21 protein-coding genes are annotated in these 23,595 nt (G+C 51.5%); 18 read left to right on the top strand and 3 right to left on the bottom strand.

Annotated features, from left to right (window positions below; genetic code table 11):
• Positions 1 to 55: 55 nt before the first annotated feature.
• From B5E84_RS05270 to B5E84_RS05250, 5 genes are all read left to right on the top strand, one after another.
• Positions 56 to 883, top strand: a complete 828-nt coding sequence (locus tag B5E84_RS05270) for a transporter substrate-binding domain-containing protein (RefSeq protein WP_242963301.1) — start codon at positions 56 to 58, stop codon at positions 881 to 883.
• Positions 884 to 914: 31 nt separating this feature from the next.
• Positions 915 to 1,595: an amino acid ABC transporter permease gene (locus tag B5E84_RS05265; RefSeq protein ID WP_087220264.1), complete on the top strand. Its 681-nt coding sequence runs from the start codon at positions 915 to 917 to the stop codon at positions 1,593 to 1,595.
• Position 1,596: 1 nt separating this feature from the next.
• On the top strand, positions 1,597 to 2,328 hold the full coding sequence (locus B5E84_RS05260; protein WP_087220261.1) for an amino acid ABC transporter ATP-binding protein: 732 nt from the start codon (positions 1,597 to 1,599) through the stop codon (positions 2,326 to 2,328).
• Between the two features lie 18 nt (positions 2,329 to 2,346).
• On the top strand, positions 2,347 to 3,798 hold the full coding sequence (locus B5E84_RS05255; RefSeq protein WP_087220258.1) for a M20 family metallopeptidase: 1,452 nt from the start codon (positions 2,347 to 2,349) through the stop codon (positions 3,796 to 3,798).
• Between the two features lie 248 nt (positions 3,799 to 4,046).
• Complete coding sequence (locus B5E84_RS05250) at positions 4,047 to 4,277, top strand: hypothetical protein (RefSeq protein WP_087220255.1); 231 nt, start codon at positions 4,047 to 4,049, stop codon at positions 4,275 to 4,277.
• Positions 4,278 to 4,440: 163 nt separating this feature from the next.
• Here B5E84_RS05250 and B5E84_RS05245 read toward each other — a convergent pair whose 3' ends face one another.
• Entirely contained in the window at positions 4,441 to 5,211 is a 771-nt protein-coding gene (locus B5E84_RS05245; RefSeq protein WP_087220252.1) for a DeoR/GlpR family DNA-binding transcription regulator, read from the bottom strand.
• Between the two features lie 95 nt (positions 5,212 to 5,306).
• Between B5E84_RS05245 and B5E84_RS05240 the strand changes: the two genes are divergently transcribed.
• From B5E84_RS05240 to B5E84_RS05205, 8 genes are all read left to right on the top strand, one after another.
• Entirely contained in the window at positions 5,307 to 6,332 is a 1,026-nt protein-coding gene (locus B5E84_RS05240) for an ADP-ribosylglycohydrolase family protein (protein ID WP_087220249.1), read from the top strand.
• Between the two features lie 16 nt (positions 6,333 to 6,348).
• On the top strand, positions 6,349 to 7,377 hold the full coding sequence (locus tag B5E84_RS05235) for an ADP-ribosylglycohydrolase family protein (RefSeq protein WP_087220246.1): 1,029 nt from the start codon (positions 6,349 to 6,351) through the stop codon (positions 7,375 to 7,377).
• Positions 7,370 to 8,371 (top strand): ADP-ribosylglycohydrolase family protein, encoded by a 1,002-nt coding sequence (locus B5E84_RS05230; RefSeq protein WP_087220244.1) that lies wholly within the window; start codon positions 7,370 to 7,372, stop codon positions 8,369 to 8,371. Before B5E84_RS05235 ends, B5E84_RS05230 begins: the two co-directional genes overlap by 8 nt.
• A gap of 2 nt (positions 8,372 to 8,373) precedes the next feature.
• On the top strand, positions 8,374 to 9,303 hold the full coding sequence (locus B5E84_RS05225) for a carbohydrate kinase family protein (protein WP_087220241.1): 930 nt from the start codon (positions 8,374 to 8,376) through the stop codon (positions 9,301 to 9,303).
• Positions 9,300 to 10,310 carry a BMP family ABC transporter substrate-binding protein gene (locus B5E84_RS05220; protein WP_087220239.1) on the top strand — a complete coding sequence of 337 codons (1,011 nt, stop codon included), beginning with the start codon at positions 9,300 to 9,302 and terminating at the stop codon, positions 10,308 to 10,310. The genes B5E84_RS05225 and B5E84_RS05220 overlap by 4 nt, the downstream gene beginning before the upstream one ends.
• A gap of 63 nt (positions 10,311 to 10,373) precedes the next feature.
• Positions 10,374 to 11,903: an ABC transporter ATP-binding protein gene (locus tag B5E84_RS05215; protein WP_087220407.1), complete on the top strand. Its 1,530-nt coding sequence runs from the start codon at positions 10,374 to 10,376 to the stop codon at positions 11,901 to 11,903.
• The gene (locus B5E84_RS05210) at positions 11,887 to 12,945 is read left to right on the top strand and encodes an ABC transporter permease (protein ID WP_087220237.1); all 1,059 of its coding nucleotides are present in this window, start codon (positions 11,887 to 11,889) and stop codon (positions 12,943 to 12,945) included. Before B5E84_RS05215 ends, B5E84_RS05210 begins: the two co-directional genes overlap by 17 nt.
• The gene (locus B5E84_RS05205) at positions 12,942 to 13,856 is read left to right on the top strand and encodes an ABC transporter permease (RefSeq protein ID WP_087220234.1); all 915 of its coding nucleotides are present in this window, start codon (positions 12,942 to 12,944) and stop codon (positions 13,854 to 13,856) included. Before B5E84_RS05210 ends, B5E84_RS05205 begins: the two co-directional genes overlap by 4 nt.
• 106 nt (positions 13,857 to 13,962) lie before the next feature.
• Here the strand turns inward: B5E84_RS05205 and B5E84_RS05200 are convergent, their stop codons facing one another.
• Positions 13,963 to 14,631 carry a stage II sporulation protein R gene (locus B5E84_RS05200; RefSeq protein WP_087220231.1) on the bottom strand — a complete coding sequence of 223 codons (669 nt, stop codon included), beginning with the start codon at positions 14,629 to 14,631 and terminating at the stop codon, positions 13,963 to 13,965.
• Positions 14,632 to 14,738: 107 nt separating this feature from the next.
• Here B5E84_RS05200 and B5E84_RS05195 point away from each other — a divergent pair, with 107 nt between their 5' ends.
• The 4 genes from B5E84_RS05195 (at position 14,739) to yfcC (ending at position 18,792) form a co-directional block, all read left to right on the top strand.
• The gene (locus B5E84_RS05195) at positions 14,739 to 15,803 is read left to right on the top strand and encodes a D-alanine--D-alanine ligase family protein (RefSeq protein ID WP_087220228.1); all 1,065 of its coding nucleotides are present in this window, start codon (positions 14,739 to 14,741) and stop codon (positions 15,801 to 15,803) included.
• A gap of 24 nt (positions 15,804 to 15,827) precedes the next feature.
• Positions 15,828 to 16,637: a glutamate racemase gene (murI, locus tag B5E84_RS05190; protein WP_087220225.1), complete on the top strand. Its 810-nt coding sequence runs from the start codon at positions 15,828 to 15,830 to the stop codon at positions 16,635 to 16,637.
• A 4-nt stretch (positions 16,638 to 16,641) separates the two neighbouring features.
• The gene (locus tag B5E84_RS05185) at positions 16,642 to 17,082 is read left to right on the top strand and encodes a YwiB family protein (RefSeq protein WP_087220222.1); all 441 of its coding nucleotides are present in this window, start codon (positions 16,642 to 16,644) and stop codon (positions 17,080 to 17,082) included.
• A 195-nt stretch (positions 17,083 to 17,277) separates the two neighbouring features.
• A complete protein-coding gene (gene yfcC, locus B5E84_RS05180; RefSeq protein WP_442911391.1) occupies positions 17,278 to 18,792 on the top strand; it encodes a putative basic amino acid antiporter YfcC in 1,515 nt (504 codons plus the stop codon).
• Positions 18,793 to 19,076: 284 nt separating this feature from the next.
• Here the strand turns inward: yfcC and B5E84_RS05175 are convergent, their stop codons facing one another.
• Positions 19,077 to 19,523 carry a hypothetical protein gene (locus B5E84_RS05175; protein ID WP_087220216.1) on the bottom strand — a complete coding sequence of 149 codons (447 nt, stop codon included), beginning with the start codon at positions 19,521 to 19,523 and terminating at the stop codon, positions 19,077 to 19,079.
• Between the two features lie 199 nt (positions 19,524 to 19,722).
• On the opposite strand from B5E84_RS05175, the gene rpoB reads away from it, so the two are divergent.
• Positions 19,723 to 23,589 carry a DNA-directed RNA polymerase subunit beta gene (gene rpoB / locus B5E84_RS05170; RefSeq protein ID WP_087220213.1) on the top strand — a complete coding sequence of 1,289 codons (3,867 nt, stop codon included), beginning with the start codon at positions 19,723 to 19,725 and terminating at the stop codon, positions 23,587 to 23,589.
• Positions 23,590 to 23,595 lie beyond the last annotated feature (6 nt).

The following is a 23,595-nucleotide window of genomic DNA, read 5'->3' as shown; positions in this document are numbered from 1 at the left end:
GTATAGTGTATAAAAGAAAATGGAACGCGCGACTGCGCTTGTGAGGAGGATTTATATGAAAAAGGCATTTGTGATAGGAATGATGGGATTGGTGTTCGCGGCAGCGGTTGGCTGCGGCAAAAAGGAAGAAAACAAGCTGGAGATGATCAAGGAAAAGGGCGTGCTGGTGATGGCGACCAGCCCGGATTTTGCCCCCTATGAGTTCCAGGATGTGAGCACCGGCGAGACCGTATACCTGGGCAGCGAGATCGAGCTTGGAAAATATATCGCGGAGCAGCTGGGAGTGGAGCTGCAGATTGAGGCCATGGATTTCTCCGCTGTAGAGGCAGCGATCAGTACCGGCAAGGTGGACATTGCCCTTTCCGGATTCGCGAAAACCCCGGCCAGGGAGGAGAACATGGGCCTTTCCAATTACTATAAGGCGGAGAGCTCCGACGGCAAGGATCAGGGCCTGCTGGTTCTGAAGGAGTATGCCAGCCAGTACCAGACAGCAGAGGATTTCGCCGGCAAGAAGGTGGGAGCCCAGAACGGCGCCTTACAGCAGAACCTGGTGACAGAGCAGCTGCCGGATGACACCCAGATGGAAACCCTGACCAATATCAACGACGGAATTATGATGCTGACCACCGGAAAGATCGACGCTCTGGCTGTGGCGGACGCTGTAGGTGAGTCCTACGTGCAGAACTATCCGGAGCTTGCCATGGCAGATTTCTATTTTGACTACGAATCCAGCGGAAACGTGGCCGCTGTCACCAAGGGCCAGGATGAGCTGCTGGCGGAGGTCAACAAGATCATCGACGACGTGATGGAGCAGGGACTTTACAAGCAGTGGTGGGATGAGGCCGTAGAGCAGGCCAACGCCCTGGGACTGTCCACCCAGTAGTCCGTAAGAGCGGTAAAAGGAGGAAATTTCCGTGATCAATAATATTGTGAAGGTCTGGAACGGGTATTGGAACCTGTTCCTGACCGGTCTTGAATTTACGCTGCTGTTAAGCCTGATTACCGTGCTGGCCGGCTGCGTGATCGGCTTTTTCATGTCTCTGATGAGAATGAGCAAGTGGAAGGTGGGAAATGTACGCCCCCTGTCGGCGATTGTGGGCATTTTTGTGGAAATCGTCCGCGGCACGCCTCTGCTGCTGCAGCTGTACTTTTTCTACTTCCTGCTGCCAGACCTTCTGTATTTCTGGGAGCCCAGCAAATTTACGTGTATTACCATCGCCCTGTGCTTAAACTCCGCGGCCTACGTTTCTGAGATCATCCGCGCCGGCATCCAGGCGGTGGATAAGGGACAGACGGAGGCGGCCCGCAGCCTGGGCTTAAACAGCCGTCAGGCCATGATCCACGTGGTGCTGCCCCAGGCCGTGAAAAACATTCTTCCGGCCCTGTGCAACGAGTTTGTAACCATGATCAAGGAGACTTCCCTGGCATCCACCTTCTTTGTGGGAGAGCTGATGACCCAGTATAAGACCATCTCCGGCGCCCTCTATCTGACGATTGAGCCGCTGATCATTGTGGGCGTGATTTACTTTGTGGTGACCTTTGGCCTGTCCAAGTGCGTGCTGGCCATGGAAAGGAGGATGAGCGCAGGTGACTGATATGGAACTGCTGAAAGTAGAAAATTTACATAAACGGTTTGGAGACCTTCACGTGTTAAAGGGCGTGACGGAGCACATCACCCAGGGAGAGGTGGTGTCCGTGATTGGCCCGTCCGGCGGCGGAAAGAGTACGTTTCTGCGGTGTTTAAACCTGTTGGAGATCCCGGACGAGGGAAAGATTTATTTTGAAGGGGTGGACATCACCGACAAGAAGGTGGACATCAATGTGCACCGCCAGAAGATGGGAATGGTGTTCCAGCATTTTAACGTATTCCCTAACATGACTGTGGGAAAGAACATCACCATGGCTCCTGTGCTTTTGGGCAAAAAGTCCCAGAAGGACGCGGACGAGATGGCGAAAGACCTGTTAAACCGCGTGGGCCTGTTAGACAAGATCGACGAGTACCCCAAGCGCCTTTCCGGCGGTCAGAAACAGCGTCTGGCCATTGTCCGCGCTCTGGCGATGGAGCCGGACGTGATGCTTTTTGACGAGCCTACTTCCGCCCTGGATCCGGAGATGGTAGGCGAGGTGCTGGCCGTTATTAAGGAGTTGGTAAAGACCGGTATGACCACGGTGATCGTGACCCATGAGATGGGCTTTGCCAGAGAGGTTTCCGACCGGGTATTCTTTATGGACGGCGGAATCATCGCGGAAAAGGGCACGCCGGAGGAAATTTTCGGCAATCCCCAGAATCCGAGAACGAAGGAATTTCTTGGTAAGGTGCTCTACTAGGGCGCCGGGAGGAGAGGTATGGAAACGATAAAAAAGGAATGTCTGGATTACATTGACGAGAAGAAGGACGTAATTACAAACGTATCCGACAAGGTATGGGAGTACGCGGAGCTGTCCCTCATGGAGTTTCAGTCCGCGAAACTGTATTGCCAGGTGTTAAAGGAAGAAGGGTTCCAGGTGGAAACGCCGGTGGCGGGCATTGAGACGGCTTTTAAGGCCTCTTACGGCTCCGGAAAGCCGGTGATCGGCATTCTGGCAGAGTATGACGCCCTGTCCGGCCTTTCCCAGAAGGCGGGGGCTACAGAGCGGGAGGAGCTGGTAAAGGACGGCTGCGGCCACGGCTGCGGCCACAATATGCTGGGCGCCGGTTCCATGGCGGCCGCGTTTGCCGTAAAGAAGTACCTGGAGAAACAGGGAGAAGGCCACGGCACCGTGATTTTTTACGGCTGCCCCGGCGAGGAAGGCGGCGCCTCCAAGGCGTTTATGGCCAGAGACGGCGTTTGGAAAGAGCTGGATGCCGCCCTCACCTGGCATCCGTCTGATGTGAACCAGGTGACCAGCGGAACCTGCAACACCTGCATTCAGACGGAGTACATTTTCAAGGGAATCGCCTCCCACGCTTCCGGCGCTCCGGAATTTGGCCGGTCCGCCCTGGACGCGGTGGAGATTATGAACATGGGCGTGCAGTTTTTGAGAGAGCATATGCCGGATTCCGCCAGGATTCACTACGCCATCACCGACGCCGGCGGAAATTCCCCCAACGTGGTGCAGCCCCATGCCAGAGTGCTCTACATGGTGCGCTCCAAGCTGGCGAAGGACGCCCTGGCTCTCCAGGCCCGGGTGGACAAAATCGCCCAGGCCGCGGCTATGATGACGGAGACGGAGGTGCGCCAGCAGTTTATCGACGGCTGTTCCAACACCGTTCCCAACCGGGCCTTAGAGCAGCTTTTGTGGGACAACTTTAACGAGGTGGGCGTCCCCACATACACCGATGAGGAGATGGATTACGCGAAAAAGCTGATGGCGTCCATCGAGGTGAAGTCCGACAGCCTGCCGGGTTCGGCCTGTGACGAGGACGAGGCCATCGCCCAGTTTGTGGATGAGAAATCGGAGCACGGCACGAGAGCCATGAACGATTTCCTGATCCCCTATCACTACAGCGACCGGCAGCGGGCCGGATCTACGGACGTGGGCGACGTGAGCTGGCTCACCCCCACCGCCCAGATCAATGTTTCCTCCTTCGTGTCCCAATCTCCGGGACACAGCTGGCAGAACGTATCCTGCGGCCATACCTCCATCGGCCACAAGAGCGTGATCACCGCCGGAAAGGTGCTGGCTGCTGCTGCCATGGACCTGTACGAGAAACCGGAGGTGCTTAAGGCAGCGAAGGCAGAGTTTGAGAAAAAGACCAAGGGCGGCTATTACTGCCCCGTTCCCAAGGATGCAGTGCCGGTGATTCCGGGACAGTAGGCGGCGTTGGGAGATATGTGCGGTTTGCGTGATTTGCGCGATTTGTGCGGATAGAAATGTGATAAATGTGATGTGAATTTGATGTAAATGGGAAACAGGCCTGGCCTGGCATCGCGGCGGGAGCGGAGAAATGCTCCTGGAGGGGGTGCTGGGGTGGGCCTGTTTTTTGTTTATTTGATCCAGGAAAAGATACAGCAGAGCTTGTTTGATTTTTTTGAGGCGCCGGAGTGGAACCGGCGTTTTTTGTTATGAAATATCAGGACTACGGGAGTGTATACCACAGAGAGGACTGCCGTTTAAGGGATGAAATGCCTGTTTTCTTTGCTGTTATAGGAACAATGCTTTCTGTGGCAGGAAAGCCTCTGTTAGAGAAACACTGCGCGAGAAAGAAGATGACTGTTGGCGCAGCGGTGTTTCTGCGCAAATGTACATTTCTGTTTGTAGAAAAATATGATCGAAAATGTTTGAATAAACATTGACGTCCTTTAAAAATGAAAATGTATTATAAAATAAATAAAAAATCACACAAGAATTATACAAATTATATAATTATACTGCTAAATTTACAGAATTATTGGCTATAATATACAAAATTTGCATTGAATTTAAAAATAAAAATGTTATAATCAAAACATAAACAAACTAAAAAGGAACAACAGACAGAGGGATATTATGGTTATGACAGTGTTCCACAAAAGATTTTGGCGCATTGCAGTCTGTGATAATCCGGGATAAGTCTTTGGAATCAGCCAGACTCAAATATTGAGGCGTGCGGATTTTTGAACTGTCTGCCAGCAGGATGACTTGTGAAGAATGGGCAATCACTGCTTTTTTGATGCTGTATTCGTCAAAAGAGCTGGTCGATAGAATACCGTTTTCAGAGATACACGGGATTCCTAAAAAGGCAGTTTTAAAGTGCATGGTGCTGATCAGGTCGGTGGTAATAGGACCAGTAGCTGACTGTGTGGATTTACTTACCTTTCCGCCAAGACATATCACATCAATATTCGGAAACTCATTAAAGCGCAGAGTGGTTTTCATGGAAGTTGTAGTGATAATCAGCTGCTGATTATGAGGGATAAAATCAGCAATGACTGAGACTGTAGAGCTGTCATCAATGAAAATATTGTCGCCGGAGCGTATATATTTCACAGCCTCCTGAGCAATGGCTTTCTTCTCGTTTATGTGGAGCGTGGACCGGGAATCCATGTTGATCCCGTTTATGTAGTGCTCTGTGGGAAGGATGGCGCCGCCATGGATGCGGATTGCTTTCCCCTGATCGGCAAGAGTCGCAAGGTCTCTGCGAATGGTCATTTCAGAAGTCCCTAAATCCGTGCTTAGGGAACAGACGTCTACAGAGCCGTACAGATTGAGAGCCAGTTCTATTTGCTTTAAACGACTATTTTTATTCATTATAATCTCCATTCTGCCGTTGTTCTACGAATTTTGGTTTGGTTTAGATTGTAGCAGAAAACGGATGGAAAGAAAACAGGGGAAGAAAAAGAAAAATGGAAATTTCGTTGAAAGACCGTATTGCCGGCTGTCTGATCGGAGCTGCCTATGGGGATGCTTTGGGAGCGCCGACGGAAAATCGGACAAGGGAACAGATTTTTGAGAAATGGGGATATGTGCAGGAATTCCTGGCGCCTCCAGAGGATGTTTTTGCAAGAGGGAATGCGGCGGGACAGGTAACGGATGATTTCAGTATGGCATATGTCACTATACAGGAAATATTAAAGGCTGAAGGCCGTGTAAATGAGGAGGTGGCAAAGCAGGCATTGCTGGAATGGGCGAAAAACGAAAGGTTTTTAGAGCAGTTCGCAGGGCCTACATCAAAGAAATTTATTAATCGTTTGAGAGGGATTGATGCAACAGAACAGAAGGGATTTGAACCGGTTAACGATAACCGCAGAGCCTCTAACGGAGGGGCAATGAAAATAGGACCTGTGGCCTGCATGGGAAAAGGAAATACAGGAAAAACTTTAAAAATTGCAGAAATCATATGTTTTCCCACCCATGGAAATCCCATTGCAATGTCAGCGGCCTGCGCGGTAGCCAATGCCGTCTGCAGTGCATTAAAGGGGAATGATCTGTACCAGATTCTTCAGGATGCACTGGATGGAGCGGAAAAGGGGGAGAAGATAGGGGAACGGGGAGCTGTGGTTGCTGGACCGTCGATGAAAAAACGGCTTAAAATAGCAATAGCAATGGGAATTTCATCGGAAAATGTCAGCGACGCAATGGATATATTGAGGAAATATTTTGATTGCAGTGGAATGGCAGCTGATTCTGTACCGGTATCATTTGGCCTGATGGCAGCCGCGGAAGGAGATGCGCTGCAGGCAATTGAGGCGGCAGCAAATATTGGGAATGATACGGATACTATGGCGACGATTGTTGGGGCGGTACTGGGAGCATACCGGGGGAAAGACGTTTTTCCAGAACGGGTGTTAAAACGCCTGAACGAGGCGAATGGGTATGACTTAGAGGATTTAGCGGAACAAATGGAAAATGTAACGGTAACGGTAAGGTAGATGAGAAGGTGAGTACATGAACTATGACAAAATTTTAGGATGTCTTTTAGGTGCGGCTGCAGGCGACGCTATGGGAGCGGCTACGGAAACACGAAACAGGGAGCAGATTGAGGAATATTTTGGAGGGTATGTAAAAAAATTTTTTACACCGCCGGAAGATACATTTGCCCATGGCTGTGAAAAAGGACAGATTACGGATGATTTCAGTATTGCTTACTTAAATTGCTGCGAGATCGTGAAAAATGGAGGAGTGGCTACGGAGGATGTGGCCAAAAAGGCACTGTTAAAGTGGTACGATGTTCCCCAATTTTCCAGATTTGCCGGGCCTACGACTAAAGCGGCTATTCACACTATGATGGGACAGCAGAAAAAGGAGACCACATTTACCCCCGCTGTGGATAATGGGAAGGGGACGAACGGGGCTGCAATGAAGGCGTCGCCTCTGGCTCTCTTTTCCGGCGGGAATGTGGATCAGGCAATAGAGGATACGCTGATTATGTGCCGTGTCACTCACAATAATAATGTTGCGCTGTCCGGGGCCTGCGCCGTTGCGGCCGCTACCGCAGCGGCTCTGAAAAAGGAGAGCAAGCTGGAAGATATTATAAAAGCGGGTGTATACGGCGCGGTAAAGGGAGATGAGGCCGGACGCAGAGATGGAAAAGAAATATGCGGACCGTCGATAGCCAAGAGAATCCAGAAAGCCGTGGAGATTGGCATGACAAGTCGCGGAATGAAGGAGGCTATCTGCGGGATAGAAGATTACATAGGAAGTGGTCTTATGGCGGCAGAAGCGGTGCCGGCGGTATTTGGAATTATTGCCGCTTCTGGAGGCTCTGCCCTGGAAGGGATTTTTGGAGCTGTCAATATTGGAGATGATACAGATACTGTGGCGACAATGGTTGGAGGAATTTTAGGAGCATGGGAAGGCGCGAAGGCGTTTCCGGAGGAGTATCTGACCATAATTCATGAGCACAATCCGATTGATTTAAAAAAGCTGGCAGGCCAAATTTGGGAGCTAGCGGAACGGGAGGGAAAAAATGTATAAAAAGATATTGGGGTGTTTGGCAGGAGCTGCTGCCGGGGATGCTATGGGAGCTGCTACTGAGACAAGAACGAGAAAGCAGATCGCGGAATTGTTTGGTGGATACGTAACGGACTTTTTAGCCCCTCCTGCGGATACTTTCGCGAGAGGCAGCCGGGCTGGACAAGTGACGGATGATTTCAGTGTCGCGTATGTTACGCTTCAGGAGATTGTAAACAGAAAAAGAATAGATGAGGAGACGGCGGTGGCTGCATTGTTAAAGTGGGCCGCGGTTCCGGAATACTTTGACCGGTTCGCCGGGCCGACGACCAGAGCCAGAGTGCTGGAATTGCAGGGAAAAAAAGCTGGCAGCGATGAATTTGTCCCTGTTAATGACAATAATAAGGCGACAAATGGAGCTGCGATGAAGGCCGCTCCCATCGCCCTATTATCCAGAGGAGATGTGGATGCTGCCATTGATCAGGCGGTCACGGTCTGTCGCATCACTCATAATAATAATATAGCCTTATCTGGAGCAGCAGCCATTGCGGCAGCGACAGCAGCGGCCATAGGAAAGAATGACAACCTATTTGATGTGGTGAGAGCGTCTCTTTACGGTGCGAAAAAGGGAGATGAGATCGGCAGGAAAACAGGAGCAACTTTAGCTGGGGCCTCTGTTGAGACGAGGATCCGGTGGGCGGTATCTATTGCCGTAGAAGCAAAGGATTTGAGTACAGCGATAGATGAGATCGCAGATTATATCGGTAGCGGACTGATGGCGGTTGAGGCAGTCCCAGCGGCTATTGGGCTCTGTGTAGCGGCTGGAGGCCATACGGTGGACGGCATCTGCGCGGCAGTGAATATAGGAAATGATACGGATACCGTTGCCACGATGGTGGGAGGAATCCTGGGGGCATTAAACGGAATTGACTCCATGCCGGAACGATATCTGGAAATGATAGAAAAAGAGAACCAGTTTGATCTGAAGGGCTTGGCAAAGAGTATTTTGGAGTTTTGAATATGAAAAATACGGTAACAATGGTCATGATAGGCTCTGGCTGCATGGATGAATATTATGAAATGGATTTTGTGCCGGAGTTGGGAGAAAAGGTCTGCTGCGATTTTTTGGGAGAAAAAGTGGGAGGAATGATCGGGAACGCAGCGGCGGTGGCAGCCTCTTATGGCATGAATACGTATTTGATGGATACCGTAAACGGAAATGAAAAAGCCAGACAAGTTCTGGCGGATTTTGAAAAATCCGGCGTGAATGTGAATATGGTCCGGTATGATCCATCCCTTCCTGATGTAAAATGTCTGATTTTTTTGAAGGATGGAGAACGTATTATCTATGTGATTCCCACGAAAAAGAAAAATCTCGTTCCGGATCCGGAACAGGAGAGGTACTTAAAAGAGGCAGATTATGTATATACGACTCTGGGAGAAATGAGATGTTTTCTCGATCCCATAGGTCTGGTGGATATGCTGCGGTCATGCGGTGTCAGGCTGGTACTGGATGTGGAGTATCTGGACATCCCCGCTCTGGAACAGGAGTGGGAGCTGATAAAAAAGGCAGATGTCCTGTTTGTTAATTCGGAAGGGAACAGGCAACTGAAAAATAAAGTAGGGCCTGCGTACCGACAGGAGTTAAATACGGATTGCATCGTTGTACTCACGGAAGGAGATCAGGGCTGTTCTATCTATAAAGGCTTGGAAAATTATCGAATACCGGCATATCGGGTGACTCCGGTGGATACGACGGGGGCGGGAGATACGTTTAATGTAAGCTTTCTATACGGACTGTCCTTGGAAATGAGTTTAAAGGAGGCTGGAGAATTCGCAAATGCCGCTGCGGCCCGTTCTATTCTCTTTATAGGGCCGCGAAGTGGGGCGGTGGGAGAAACGGCAGTGAGGAAATTTATGAATCAATGGAAAGGAGAAGATGAAGTATGAGAAAAACTTGGAAAAAGGCAGTGGCACTGATTGCGGCAGCAGCACTTTTGGCAGGATGCGGACAGAGCAGCGATGAAGGCAGTTCCAGTGCAGCAGCAGAGAACGCGGCTGGATCAGAAATGGCAGCTATGATCATTTCCATTGCTCAGGGAGATCCGTTTCTGGTTCTTGCGTATGACGGCGTGGAACAGTTGGGCGAAGAATACGGCGTGGAGACAAAGATCATTGAGGCGCTGGATAAATCTGAGTACAGTGAACAAATTCGGGCTATGGCCGAGGCCGGTGCCAATCCTATTTATGTTGTTTGGGATGATTTGGCGGCCGAGGCAATAAAGATTGCTCCTGATTTTCCGGACACAAAGTTTATTGTTGTAGACTGTTATGTGACTAGTGAGCTGGAAAATGTAAAGACGATAGTGGTAGAACCTCAGGAAGCGGCATTTATTGCTGGCGTGGTGGCTGCCAATACTACGGAGACCAATAAAGTATCCTGGATTGGAAGTGCTGATCAGCCGGTAATCAATAAATTCCGGGCTGGATTTGAAGCGGGCGTGAGCTATGCCGATCCCAGTGTAGAGTGTGAATCTCTGTATATAGGAGATGCAAATGATCCCAACAAGGGAAGTGAGCTGACGAAACAGGTGATTGGAAAAGGGGCGGATATCGTGATGCACTCTGCCAATAAGGCTGGTCTTGGCGTGATTAGAGCGTGTGAGGAGGAAGGCGTAAAAGCGATTGGCGCGGATGAGTGGCAGGGGTCTATCAATGAGGACGTTGTATTCTGGTCAGCGCTGAAGGATATTACGGGAGCTGTATATCAGGCTGGAAAAAGTGCTTTGGATGGATCATTTACAGCCGGAATGGATGTCTACAATATCAAATCCGGATCGAGGCTTTATGATGAACGTGATTATGAAAAACTGCCGGATGAGGTCAAAAAGGCTGTAGACGAGGTGGAAGAAAAGATGAGAAACGGAGAAATTGAGGTGCCGTCAGATGTGGAATAGCAGGTGATGGAAATGACTGAGGTCCTCCCGCTCTGCGGCGGGAGGACCGATGAGGAGAAGGCTATGGATTATATTTTAGAGCTGAAAGGAATCTGCAAATATTACGGGGAGTTTGCGGCAAATAAAGACATTAATCTGAAGATTCGGAAGGGAACCGTGCACGCGGTTGTGGGGGAGAACGGTGCAGGGAAAAGCACTCTGATGAATATTATAGCCGGTGTGAATAAGCCGGATGAAGGAGAAATCCTGTTAAACGGGAAAAGGGCAATTTTCAGAGACGCAAATGACGCCAATCGGGCGGGCATTGGGATGGTTCAGCAGGAGTTTATGCTGTTCGACAGGCTTTCGGTGCTGGACAATATCATTATCGGATATGAAAGTGTAGAGAAAGGACTCTTTATTAATAAAAGGGAGAGCGAAGAAAGGATAAAAGCAATCTGTGCGGAGTACGGCTTTCACTTTGACCTGCATACATTGGTACGCGATCTTCCAATTGCGGTGCAGCAGCAGGTGGAGATTGTCAAAGTGCTGTACAGAAACGCGGAAATCATTATTCTGGATGAACCGACGGCAGTTTTGCCGTACCAGGAGGTGCAGGGACTGTTTAAGGCGATTCGCTACCTGATCAGTCAGGGGAAAACGGTACTTTTTATTACTCATAAACTGAAAGAGGTACTGGAGATCTCTGATACAATCACCGTCATGAAGAACGGCTATGTCAGCGGTGAAATTTCTGCCCAAGAGGCCAGTGAGGTAACTTTGACCAGCATGATGGTGGGGCGGGAGGTCATGCTCCATTTAGATAAAGCGAATTTAGAGCATGATAAAGTAGTTTTGCAGGTTGAGGGCCTGAATGTTCGGGATGATCGTAAAATTATGCGGGTTAGAGATCTGTCGTTTAATCTGAAGAAAGGGGAAATTCTGGGAATTGTAGGTGTATCCGGGAACGGACAAAATGAGCTTGTAGAGGCGATTACGGGAATGAGAAAAGCGGAGTCGGGGTCCATGACTGTGAACGGAGAACGGCTTGAAAAAATTTCCATCCGGGACAACCGTCTACGGGGGATTGGATACATACCGCAGGATCGCCTCCGGTTTGGCAGTTCAGATCAGTCTTCTTTGATCGAAAACTGTATTATGGGCTATCACTTAAAGCATCTTCAGAAAAAACGGATATTAATGGATTATGATGGAGCCACAAAATTTACAGAAAAAATAATTGCAGAATACAAAGTGAAAACCAGGTCTGGTTCTGATCCGGCTGGCTCTTTATCTGGCGGAAATCTTCAGAAAATGATTGTAGGCAGAGAGTTCTCGCAGAAAAATAAAATACTGATCATTGAGGATCCTACTCGAGGAATTGATATAGGAGCCATTGAGTTTATATGGCATGAAATTCAGAAACAGGTGGAGGAGGAAGGAGTTTCCGTAATTCTTGTTACCTATGACCTTACAGAGGCAATGACGCTCAGTGACAGAATTCTGGTGATGTATGATGGAAGATTCAATAGGGAATTGCACGGACCGGAATATGACGAAAAAGAAATCGGGCTTTATATGATGGGAGGTGGGGTCGATGAAAAAGGGGCGTAGTATTGCTGACGCAGTGTTGAATTATCTCATTTCCATTGTTTTAGCAATTTTAGTGGCATCTATATTGATTATTATTCAGGGATCGAATCCGCTTGAGGCATTTAAAGAAATGGTTTTGGGTGCGGTAGGCAGCAAATCAGCAATAGCCAGCAGCATTCGCTGGAGCACTCCGGTTATTATTTCGGCTACAGCTGCGGTAATTGCCCAGAAGTCCGGCATTAATAACCTGGGAATTGAGGGACAGATTTATTTTGGAGCATTTACAGCTGCTGTGGTAGGAGCATATGTTCAGGGACCTGGTGTGATCGTGATTCCCCTTGCTGTATTGGCGGGAGCTTTCGCTGGGCTGCTATATGCGGTACTGCCTGCGGTGCTGAAACTGTACTGGAATATTGATGAAATGATAACGACACTGATGCTGAATTACGCTGCAATACAGTTTACGGAATACCTTACTATGATGCTGATGGGGTTGGGAAGCGATACCAACCCGGATATGATTGCAACTCCAGAGATTCCGGAGGCGGCACGCCTTACCCAGATTATGCCGCCGTATCAGGCCAGTACCGCCTTTTTTATCGGGATTGTGCTGGTGATTCTGGTTTTTATCCTTTATCGATACACCCGTATAGGATATGAGTGGAAGATGATAGGAAGAAACAAAGATTTTGCACGATATGGAGGAATTCGCCACTTTAAGAATTATCTCGTTATATTTTTGCTCAGCGGCGCGGTAGCGGGAGTTTGCGGTGCATTGGAAATTTTAGGACCTCATCTGAGATTCCGGACAAATTTTTCCACAAATATGGGATGGGACGGAATTATGGTGGCGCTGGTGGCCAGAAATAATCCGATTGCGGCGGGAATTGTTGCGATTGTATGGGGAATGATTAAGGCTGGATCTTTATCAATGGAGAGAATGACCAGTGTAAACCGTATTCTCGTTACCCTGGTTCAGGCATTGTTTGTGCTATTTATTACTCTTGATTTCAAATCCATTTTCAAAAAGCGGAGTATAGGCAGAAAGGGGAGAAACAGATGATGGAATTATTTTTTGGACCTCTCGTAATGGCCTCTACCCTGAGACTGATGACGCCGGTTTTGTTTGTCGCCATGGGTGGCGCTTTTGGGCATAAGGCAAATGTCTTAAACATCGGATTGGAAAGTTTTATGGCTTTCAGCGCGTTTTTCTCTATGTATGGAAGTTATTTATTTGAAAATGCTTGGATTGGCCTTGTTTTTGGAATGATTTCGGCTGCTCTTGCATCCTGTGTCTTTGCAGTTTTTGTTTTATATTTTAAGTCCAATGCGGTAGTGGTGGGAATTGCACTGAATTTAGCGGGATGGGGAGCGACGACGTTTCTGCTGGATGCTTTGCTGCATACGAGGGGAGTATTTATTGATGAACGGATTAAAAGTTTCAGTTCTATCGATATTCCGGTAATCCAGAACATTCCTTATATCGGGGAAATTGTAAGTGGACACAATGTACTGGTTTATATGGGAATTCTTTTGGTGGCAGTGGCGTATATTGTTATGTACAGGACGCCTTTCGGCCTGCGGCTGCGCGGCGTGGGAATCAAATCGGTGGCTGCGCAAACTGTAGGTGTTAATTCTTTTAAATATCAGGTGGCGGCAATTATGATCAGTGGTATTTTCAGCGGTTTTGGAGGTGCTTATCTTACCATTGGCGGATCCAGTATGTTTACGGAGAATATCTCGGCAGGAAAAGGCTTTCTGGCGTTAGCGGCAATTATGGTGGGAGACGGAAACCCTCTAAAAACGGCGCTGGCCTGTTTGGCTTTCGGCTACACGCAGGCGCTTTCTGTTACGCTGCAAAGCATTGGGCTTCCGTCACAGGTAGTAATTTCTGTTCCCTATCTAATTACAATCGTCATTATGTTTGTCAGCGCGGTAGTAGTAAAATACAGATACAGACTGGCAAAGCAATAATGCTGAAATCAAAAAATGCGGCCGGCATTGACAGGATGCTGGCCGCATTTTTTGCAGGGAGAACTGAAAAAAAGCGGAGCAATCCTGTAATCCTTTGCACTTTCTTTTATCCCCCCACCACCTCCCGCACCTTCCACCCAATCTCCACCTTCGGCCGCACCAGCTCCTCGAACTGTCCGTCTGGCAGAGCTGCCTCCAGCTCCTGTTTCGACTCCTCCGGCATCACGGCCCAGGATTCGTCCACGAAACAGAGCTTTGGGTAGAGGACGCACCACCAGTTGTGGCCTTTGCCGTTTCCGATCACTACGCGGGCGGCCTCGTAGACCCCGCCGGGAAAGCGGAGGTCGCCGTAGTATTTTGTCGGAAAATAGGATTCAGCTACCTGGATCTCCACCGGATAGGAAAATCCGCGGGAGCGGATAAAGTCCTCGGCGGAGCGGGCCAGGCTGGCGCTGTGGCTGTCGATATATTGGATCACGCCAGCGCGGGAGAACGGGGCGATTTCAGCGGAATCTGCGTTCTCCGCCATCTGGCCGTCCCCCCTCATCATCCCGTCCACTCCCTTATAAATCTCCTCCAGCAAAAGGCTCCGCACCTCCAGCTTCAGCTCCTGGTCCTCCTTCCGGTTGCTGTTTGCCAGTATATGAAATCTCAGCACCTGCGGGGCGATCACGCTGGCCAGCCGCTCGTCCTCCGCCCTCACGCGAGCGGAAAACAGCAGGGCAGCCGTGAGGAAACAGGCGGCGCTGAGGACCATCCAAACATTTCGTTTCATAAAATAACCTCCCGATTTCTTCTTTCTAATTGTAATTGTTACCAGGTGTGCTATAATATAAACACTCTACGCCCGCGTATCCGGGCGGAATAAAAAGGAGAAGATCAATTATGAAGAAAACCATCGCAGTTATATTTGGCGGACAGTCCTCGGAGCACGTGGTCTCCTGTATGTCGGTGGTCAATGTGGCCAGCCAGATTGATGCGCAGGAGTACGATGTCCTGCTCATCGGCATCACGGAGGAGGGACGCTGGGTAAAGGCGGATTCCATAGAGAGCATCCAGGACGGCTCCTGGAGAGAAAGTCAGGTAAAGGCAGTCATTTCTCCGGATGCCACCGAGCGCTGTGTCATCCTGGAGGAGAACGGACATTTTGAGAAACGCCCTGTGGACGCGGCATTTCCCGTTCTTCACGGGCTGTACGGCGAGGACGGAACCATCCAGGGCCTGTTTGAGCTGGCCCGGATCCCTTATGTGGGATGCGGCGTGCTGGCGTCCGCCGTTTCCATGGATAAATTGTATACAAAGATCATCGTAGACACCCTGGGCGTGCCCCAGGCGGCTTATGTGCCGGTTTACCGGGAAGAACTGGAGAACATGGACCAGGTGACCGCGAGAGTGGAGGAGAAATTCTCCTACCCTGTATTCGTAAAGCCTTCCAACGCCGGCTCCTCAAAAGGAGTGGGCAAGGCGGAGAACCGCCAGGAGCTGGAAAACGCCCTGCGTGAGGCGGCCCGCCACGACAGGAAGATCCTGGTAGAGGAGACCATCGTAGGCCATGAGGTGGAATGTGCCGTGTTCGGCGGCGGAAAAACCCCGGTGAAGGCCTCCGGTGTGGGCGAGATTCTCGCGGCCGCGGAATTCTACGATTTTGACGCCAAATATTACAACGCGGAATCCAAAACCGTTGTCAATCCCCCGCTCCCCGGAAACGCCGCGGAGAAGATCCGCCAGGCCGCCGTGGACATTTTCAAGGCGGTGGACGGCTATGGCTTGTCCCGGGTGGATTTCTTTGTAAAAGAGGACGGCGGCATCGTGTTCAACGAGATCAACACCCTTCCTGGATTCACGGCTATCAGTATGTACCCCATGCTCTGGGAGGCAGCTGGAATGGACAAAAAAACGCTGGTGCAGGCCCTGATCGGCCACGCTTTCCAGCGCTACGACAGATAAAAGGGGCAGGCGAAAGGAGAACACATGGACAGAAACGCACCCATCGGCGTATTTGACTCCGGTATCGGCGGCCTGACGGTGGCCAGGGAGATTATCCGCCAGATTCCGGACGAACCCATCGTTTATTTTGGGGATACGGCCAGGCTGCCTTACGGAACGAAATCGAAAGACACCATCATCCGCTATTCCCGGCAGATCATCCGGTTTTTGAATACCCAGAACGTGAAAGCCATCGTTATCGCCTGCAATACGGCCAGTGCCTACGCCCTGGAGACTTTGGAGGCGGAGAGCGCCGTCCCCATCATCGGCGTGGTGCGCTCCGGCTCCCATATGGCCGCCCAGGTCACCAGAAACGGGAGAATCGGGGTGATCGGCACCAGAGCCACCGTAAAGAGCGGCATTTACGAAAACACCATCCGCGGCTACAAGCCGGACGCGGAGGTGTTCAGCAAGGCCTGCCCCCTGTTCGTTTCCCTGGTGGAGGAAGGCCTGTGGCACGATTCCGTCACGGAGGAAATCGCCTCCCGCTACGTGTCGGAGCTGAAAACCAAATTCATCGACACCATGGTGATGGGCTGCACCCATTACCCCCTGATCCGCAGCACTCTGCGAAAGATCATGGGAGAAAACGTGACCCTGGTAAACCCGGCTTACGAGACCGCCATCGAGCTGAAAGCCCTTTTGGAGGAAAAGGGGCTGACCTGTCAGCGGACGCCGGAGGAAAAGTACCAGTTTTTCGTCAGCGACCAGGCGGAGGAATTTACCAGCTTTGCCAAATCCATTCTTCCGGAAGTGGTCAAAGGGACAAAGAAAATCAATATAGAGGAGTTTTGAGCAAATGACAAAGGATGTGCTCATCAGCGTTACCGGCGTGCATACCCTGGACGGAGACAGCGGCGACGTGGAGCTGATCACCACCGGGAATTATTACGAAAAGAACGGCGTCCGTTACCTTCTGTACGATGAATCCATGGAAGGTCTGGATCAGCCTGTGAAAAATGTGGTGAAAATCCGTCCCGACACCATGGAAATCATCAAACGGGGCGGAGTAAACGTCCACATGACCTTCCGGCGGGGCGTGACCGTCATGGCCAGCTACGTCACTCCCTTCGGGGAAATGCTGGTGGGCATCACCACGGAGCGGATCCGCCTGGAGGAGACAGACGGAATGCTGTGTGTGCGGGTGGAATATATTCTGGAAATCAACGGCCAGCAGGTTTCCCGCTGTCACATCACCCTGGAGGCCAGGTCCAGGGGAAACGAGGAGGCAGATGCCTGACCATTCTGCGGGAATATCCGGAAATTGCCATCCAGAAACGGATGGGTGCGCCGGCTCTGCCTTTGTTATGTGGGTAATATGCGGATAAATGTATAAATTTGCAGAAATAAGGTGCGCTCCCGAAGAAAATATGGTATGATAGCATTTACAGCCTGCTCGCGGCGAGACAGGCAAAAAGCGACAATAGGGGGTTCCATGATGGAAAAAAAGAAAAAATTTGAAATGCCGCATACATATATCATTATCTTTTTCGTGATTCTGTTTGCGGCTGTTCTCACCATGTTCATCCCGTTAGGAACGTATGAGACGAGAGAGGTCACCTATATGCAGGGGACCGAGGAAAAGACAAGGACTGTCATTGATCCGGACAGTTTCCAGTACGTGCTGGATGAAAACGGAGACCGGGTGACGAAGGTGGCGCCTCTGTTCGGAACAGAGGACTTCGGCGGCCAGGGAATCTTAAACTACGTGTTTGAGGGCCTGACTGTGGGAGATAAAAACGGCACCGCCGTGGGAATCATCGCCTTTATCCTGGTGGTAGGCGGCGCCTTCGGTATCGTGCTGAGGACGGGAGCCGTGGAAAGCGGCATTATGCAGGTAATCGCCAAGACAAAGGGGCGGGAAATCCTGCTGATTCCTCTGCTCATCACCCTGTTTTCCCTGGGAGGGGCCGTGTTCGGCATGGGGGAGGAGTCCCTGCCGTTTGTAATGATCCTGGTTCCCATGTTCATTGCGCTGGGCTATGACGCCGTTGTGGGCGTGATGTGCTCCTATGTGGCTACCCAGATCGGTTTCGGCTCCTCCTGGATGAACCCGTTCAGCCTGGCGGTAGCTCAGGGCGTGGCAGAGGTGCCGGTGCTTTCCGGAGCTCCGTTCCGTATTGTTATGTGGGTATTCTTTACCGGACTTACCATCGCCTTTACCATGAAATACGCTCAGGCGATCCACAAAAATCCGCAGAAATCTGTGGCCTACGAATCCGACCAGTATTACCGTGAGGATTTCAAATCCAAGGAGAAACAGGATGTTCCCTTCACACTGGGCCACAAGCTGGTGCTGCTGACCATCGTTGCCACCATTGCCTGGACCATCTGGGGAGTCATCGGACAGGGCTATTACATTCCGGAAATCGCCTCTCAGTTCTTTGTGATGGGACTGGTAGCCGGTCTCATTGGCGTTGCGTTCCGTTTAAACGATATGAAGTTAAACGACATTGCCAGAGCCTTTGACCGCGGCGCGGCGGACCTTCTGGGCGCGGCCATCTGCGTGGGAATGGCGCAGGGAATCCTGATCGTGCTGGGCGGTACCGACGCCACCAGCCCGACGGTGCTCAACACCATCCTCCACTCCATCGGTGAGGGAATGAAGAACTTCCCGCCCATGCTTTCCGCTTGGGCGATGTACGTGTTCCAGTCCGTATTTAACTTCTTCGTGGTATCCGGTTCCGGCCAGGCGGCTCTCACCATGCCCATCATGGCGCCCCTTTCCGACATCGTGGGAGTGACCAGACAGGTAGCGGTGCTGGCCTTCCAGCTGGGCGACGGATTTACCAACTTTATCGTGCCCACCTCCGGCTGCCTTATGGGCGCTCTCGCGGCCGCGAGACTGGATTGGGGCCGCTGGGCCAAATTCCAGATCAAATTCCAGGCAGTGCTGTTTGTGTGCTCGTCTGTGGTGGTGATTTTGGCGGTGTTGGTTGGGTTGTCATAACCTGCAAATAATAAACTAAAAAATGAGAGTGAGGAATACGGAAATGGTATACTCGCTCTCATTTTTTGTATATAGGAAACGGCGTTCCCGATGACACGAAAGCCTCTGCTGAAGGTGCGCTCCGCGCGGGGGAAACGGCTGCCGGAGCAGCCCCGCGTTCCGCTCGGATGCCCGTCGCGGTGCACGTTTCCCCTCACACAAAAACCCCCGCCCAGACCTCTCCGCGCCGTAGCGCGCCAGTCTGGCGGGGGTTTTCTTTCAATTCCTTTTATTTCCCGACGATCTTATTTGTCCTTTTTAAACCGGGCAAAAAATCCCTTCTTCTTCGGCGGTGCCTGGATGGAGCCGCCGCGGACGCTTTTGATCTCCGTTATGTAGATACCGCTGACGACGGCCTTCACCTCCGTCTTTACGGGAAGGGCCTCAAATACCTTCGGGTCAGCCATGAGGGTCATCACCTTCGGGCCGATCTTGGCCTTGACCACCGGCACCTTAGAGCGGCGCAGGTATTTGGGAGTCTGCTCATAAACCATTTTCGGGAGTCCCGCATCCTTCAGCTTTAATTTCTTTTTGTCAATGACAAGCATGGAAACGGTCTGAGCCGCTGCCTCCATGAGTGCCTGGGATTCCACCTGGCGTTTTTCCAGTTTCCTTCCTAAGAAATAGAGGACAACCAGAGCGATCACGGCGATTATGAGAATCACCAAAAGTACTGTCCATAGTGTGTTCACGAGACCTACCTCCAATGTGTAATTTCCAATAGGAGAACCTATCCGCAATAGTATACCATTTTCTGACGAAAAGTGCAAGTAAAAAATCCTTGACAGCTTGACTTTCCTATGATAATATGAAATGTGCACTATTGTGGCGGCGTGTGCCTAGGCACAACTATGCCCAAAATTAGAATAATATAACAGGGGTGAAACGTCAATGGAAAAAAGCAGAATGCGCCCGGTTCAGTCCGGGAAAAGCGTGAGAATGAGCTTTTCAAGACAAAAAGAAGTTCTTGAGATGCCCAACCTGATTGAGATCCAGAAGGACTCCTATCAGTGGTTCCTTGATGAAGGCTTAAAGGAAGTGTTCGATGACATTTCCCCGATCGCTGATTTTGCAGGACATTTGAGCTTGGAATTTGTAGATTTTACACTTTGCAAGAACGATGTGAAATATACGATTGAAGAATGCAAGGAGCGCGATGCGACTTACGCGGCGCCCTTAAAAGTCAAGGTACGGCTCTGTAACAAGGACAAGGACGAGATCAATGAGCACGAGATCTTCATGGGCGACCTTCCGCTTATGACGGATACCGGCTCCTTCGTGATCAATGGAGCGGAGCGCGTTATTGTCAGCCAGCTGGTGCGTTCCCCCGGTATTTACTACGGAATCGGTCATGACAAGATCGGAAAGGAGCTCTACAGCTGCACCGTGATCCCGAACCGCGGCGCATGGCTGGAGTACGAGACCGATTCCAATGATATTTTCTACGTGCGCGTGGACCGGACCAGAAAGGTTCCCGTCACCGTGCTGATCCGCGCCCTGGGCTACGGCACCAACGCGGAAATCATCGACCTTTTCGGCGAGGAGCCGAAACTTCTGGCCAGCTTTGGTAAGGACACGTCCGACAATTACCAGGATGGCTTATTAGAGTTATACAAAAAGATCCGGCCCGGCGAGCCGTTATCCGTTGATAGTGCAGAAAGCCTGCTGAACAGTATGTTCTTTGACCCCAGGAGATACGATCTTGCAAAGGTTGGCAGATATAAATTCAATAAGAAACTTCATCTCAAAAACAGGATCAAGGGCCATGTGCTGGCCGAGGACGTAGTGGATGCCACTACGGGAGAGATCCTGGCGGAGAAAGGGACTTCCGTGGACCAGGAGCTGGCCACAAAGATCCAGAACGCCGCGGTTCCCTACGTTTGGGTACAGGGACCGACGAGAAACCAGAAGGTTCTTTCCAACATGATGGTGGATCTGGCTGCCTATGTGGACTTCGACCCGGCTGAGGCAGGCGTTACGGAGTTAGTATTCTACCCGGTGTTAGAAGGTATCCTGGCAGAATGCGGAAACGATCAGGAGGCGTTAAAGGAGGCGGTTCACCGCAATATCCACGACCTGATCCCGAAACACATTACGAAACAGGACATTCTGGCCTCTATCAACTATAATATGCACCTGGAGGAGGAAGTAGGCACGTCCGACGACATCGACCATCTGGGCAACCGCCGGATCCGCGCCGTGGGCGAGCTTCTTCAGAATCAGTACCGCATCGGCCTTTCCAGAATGGAGAGAGTGGTGCGGGAGAGAATGACCACCCAGGACATGGAGGGCATCACTCCCCAGTCCTTAATCAATATCAAGCCTGTGACGGCTGCGGTGAAGGAGTTCTTCGGAAGTTCCCAGCTGTCCCAGTTCATGGATCAGAACAACCCGCTGGCGGAGCTGACCCACAAGAGACGTCTTTCCGCCCTGGGGCCCGGCGGTCTGTCCAGAGACAGAGCCGGATTCGAGGTGCGAGACGTACACTACACCCACTACGGACGTATGTGCCCCATTGAGACCCCTGAGGGACCGAACATCGGTCTGATTAACTCCCTTGCGACCTACGCGAGAGTAAACGAGTACGGTTTCATCGAGGCCCCCTACCGCGTGGTGGACAAGAGCACCGACCCGGCCAACCCCATCGTTACGGACGAGGTGGTATACCTCACCGCCGACGAGGAGGACAACTACATTGTCGCTCAGGCGAACGAGCCGCTGGACGAGGAAGGCCACTTCATCCACAACAATGTTTCCGGACGTTTCCGCGAGGAGACTTCCGAGTTCCAGAAAAAGAATATTGACCTGATGGACGTTTCCCCGAAGATGGTATTCTCCGTGGCGACCTCCATGATCCCCTTCCTGGAGAACGACGACGCGAACCGCGCCCTCATGGGATCGAATATGCAGCGTCAGGCCGTACCGCTTCTTAAGACCGAGGCCCCTGTGGTGGGAACGGGAATTGAGGGCAAGGCAGCCGTGGACTCCGGCGTGTGCGTAGTCGCGAAGAACGCCGGTGTGGTAGAGCGCTCTGCCTCCAACGAGATCATCATCAAGAGAGATTCCGACGGAAACCGGGATGTGTACCACTTAATCAAGTTCACCAGGAGCAACCAGTCCAACTGCTACAATCAGAAACCCATCGTCTACAAAGGCGATCACGTGGAGGCCGGCGAGGTCATCGCTGACGGCCCGTCCACCCAGAACGGCGAGATCGCCCTGGGCAAGAACCCGCTGATCGGATTCATGACCTGGGAGGGCTACAACTACGAGGACGCCGTTCTGCTCAGCGAGCGTCTGGTGCAGGAGGATGTTTACACCTCCGTCCACATTGAGGAGTATGAGGCAGAGGCCCGTGACACCAAGCTGGGACCGGAGGAGATCACCAGAGACGTTCCCGGCGTAGGCGAGGACGCCTTAAAGGATCTGGACGAGAGAGGAATCATCCGCATCGGCGCTGAGGTTCGCGCGGGAGACATCCTGGTAGGAAAGGTGACCCCGAAGGGCGAGACGGAGCTGACGGCGGAGGAGAGACTGCTGCGCGCCATCTTCGGCGAGAAGGCCAGAGAGGTCCGCGACACTTCCCTGAAGGTGCCTCACGGCGCTTACGGCATCGTGGTGGACGCCAAGGTATTCACCAGAGAGAACGGCGACGAGCTGTCTCCCGGCGTGAATGAGACCGTCCGCATCTACATCGCTCAAAAGAGAAAGATCTCCGTAGGCGACAAGATGGCTGGACGTCACGGAAACAAGGGTGTGGTTTCCCGCGTGCTTCCGGTGGAGGATATGCCGTTCCTGCCGAACGGACGTCCCCTTGACATCGTGCTGAATCCCTTAGGCGTGCCGTCCCGTATGAACATCGGACAGGTGCTGGAGATCCACTTAAGCCTGGCGGCCAAGGCCCTTGGCTTTAACATCGCCACCCCCGTTTTCGACGGAGCCAACGAGGTTGACATCATGGACAGCCTGGACGTGGCGAATGACTATGTAAACGGAACCTGGGAGGAATTCCAGGAGAAATATAAAGATACCTTAAAGCCGGAGGTTATGGAGTACCTGGGCAGCCATCTGGAGCACAGAGAGCTCTGGAAGGGTGTGCCGCTCTCCAGAGACGGTAAGGTAAGGCTGCGCGACGGCCGTACCGGCGAGTATTTCGACAGCCCCGTTACCATCGGCCATATGCACTACCTGAAGCTTCACCATCTGGTAGACGATAAGATCCACGCCCGTTCCACCGGACCATACTCCCTGGTTACTCAGCAGCCTCTTGGCGGTAAGGCACAGTTCGGCGGACAGCGTTTCGGAGAGATGGAGGTTTGGGCCCTGGAGGCGTACGGCGCGTCCTACACCCTGCAGGAGATCCTGACTGTGAAGTCCGACGACGTGGTGGGCCGTGTGAAGACCTACGAGGCCATTATCAAGGGCGAGAACATTCCGGAGCCGGGCATTCCGGAGTCCTTCAAGGTACTTCTGAAGGAGCTGCAGTCCCTGGGACTGGATGTCCGCGTACTCCGCGACGACAATACGGAGGTAGAGCTGTCCGAGAACATCGACTACGGCGATACCGACCTGCGCTCCATCATTGAGGGAGACCGCCACTACAACCAGGATGAGTCCTACGGCGCCTACGGCTATCAGGAGCAGGAGTTTAAGGGCGACGAGCTGGTGAATGTGGACAGCGCGCAGGAGGAGCCGGATGACGGCTATGATGATGATTCGTTCGATCTGGGCGATGACTCTTATGATGATGAAGAATAAGTAGAA

Source organism: Lachnoclostridium sp. An14 (genome assembly GCF_002160755.1).
In the GTDB taxonomy this organism is placed as follows: domain Bacteria; phylum Bacillota; class Clostridia; order Lachnospirales; family Lachnospiraceae; genus Lachnoclostridium_A.
The sequence above is the reverse complement of the archived record's forward strand: the minus strand, read 5'-3'. Positions and strand labels throughout refer to the sequence as shown.

What these genes read in the sequence shown, in the direction of transcription:
- B5E84_RS05270 (WP_242963301.1), top strand. Translation starts at nt 56, where the DNA reads ATGAAAAAGGCATTTGTGATAGGAATGATGGGATTGGTGTTCGCGGCA.
- B5E84_RS05215 (WP_087220407.1), top strand. Translation starts at nt 10,374, where the DNA reads ATGGATTATATTTTAGAGCTGAAAGGAATCTGCAAATATTACGGGGAG.
- B5E84_RS05240 (WP_087220249.1), top strand. Translation starts at nt 5,307, where the DNA reads ATGGAAATTTCGTTGAAAGACCGTATTGCCGGCTGTCTGATCGGAGCT.
- B5E84_RS05250 (WP_087220255.1), top strand. Translation starts at nt 4,047, where the DNA reads ATGAAATATCAGGACTACGGGAGTGTATACCACAGAGAGGACTGCCGT.
- yfcC (WP_442911391.1), top strand. Translation starts at nt 17,278, where the DNA reads ATGATGGAAAAAAAGAAAAAATTTGAAATGCCGCATACATATATCATT.
- B5E84_RS05260 (WP_087220261.1), top strand. Translation starts at nt 1,597, where the DNA reads ATGGAACTGCTGAAAGTAGAAAATTTACATAAACGGTTTGGAGACCTT.
- B5E84_RS05235 (WP_087220246.1), top strand. Translation starts at nt 6,349, where the DNA reads ATGAACTATGACAAAATTTTAGGATGTCTTTTAGGTGCGGCTGCAGGC.
- murI (WP_087220225.1), top strand. Translation starts at nt 15,828, where the DNA reads ATGGACAGAAACGCACCCATCGGCGTATTTGACTCCGGTATCGGCGGC.
- B5E84_RS05205 (WP_087220234.1), top strand. Translation starts at nt 12,942, where the DNA reads ATGATGGAATTATTTTTTGGACCTCTCGTAATGGCCTCTACCCTGAGA.
- B5E84_RS05230 (WP_087220244.1), top strand. Translation starts at nt 7,370, where the DNA reads ATGTATAAAAAGATATTGGGGTGTTTGGCAGGAGCTGCTGCCGGGGAT.
- B5E84_RS05220 (WP_087220239.1), top strand. Translation starts at nt 9,300, where the DNA reads ATGAGAAAAACTTGGAAAAAGGCAGTGGCACTGATTGCGGCAGCAGCA.
- B5E84_RS05255 (WP_087220258.1), top strand. Translation starts at nt 2,347, where the DNA reads ATGGAAACGATAAAAAAGGAATGTCTGGATTACATTGACGAGAAGAAG.
- rpoB (WP_087220213.1), top strand. Translation starts at nt 19,723, where the DNA reads ATGGAAAAAAGCAGAATGCGCCCGGTTCAGTCCGGGAAAAGCGTGAGA.
- B5E84_RS05210 (WP_087220237.1), top strand. Translation starts at nt 11,887, where the DNA reads ATGAAAAAGGGGCGTAGTATTGCTGACGCAGTGTTGAATTATCTCATT.
- B5E84_RS05185 (WP_087220222.1), top strand. Translation starts at nt 16,642, where the DNA reads ATGACAAAGGATGTGCTCATCAGCGTTACCGGCGTGCATACCCTGGAC.
- B5E84_RS05245 (WP_087220252.1), bottom strand. Translation starts at nt 5,211, where the DNA reads ATGAATAAAAATAGTCGTTTAAAGCAAATAGAACTGGCTCTCAATCTG.
- B5E84_RS05225 (WP_087220241.1), top strand. Translation starts at nt 8,374, where the DNA reads ATGAAAAATACGGTAACAATGGTCATGATAGGCTCTGGCTGCATGGAT.
- B5E84_RS05200 (WP_087220231.1), bottom strand. Translation starts at nt 14,631, where the DNA reads ATGAAACGAAATGTTTGGATGGTCCTCAGCGCCGCCTGTTTCCTCACG.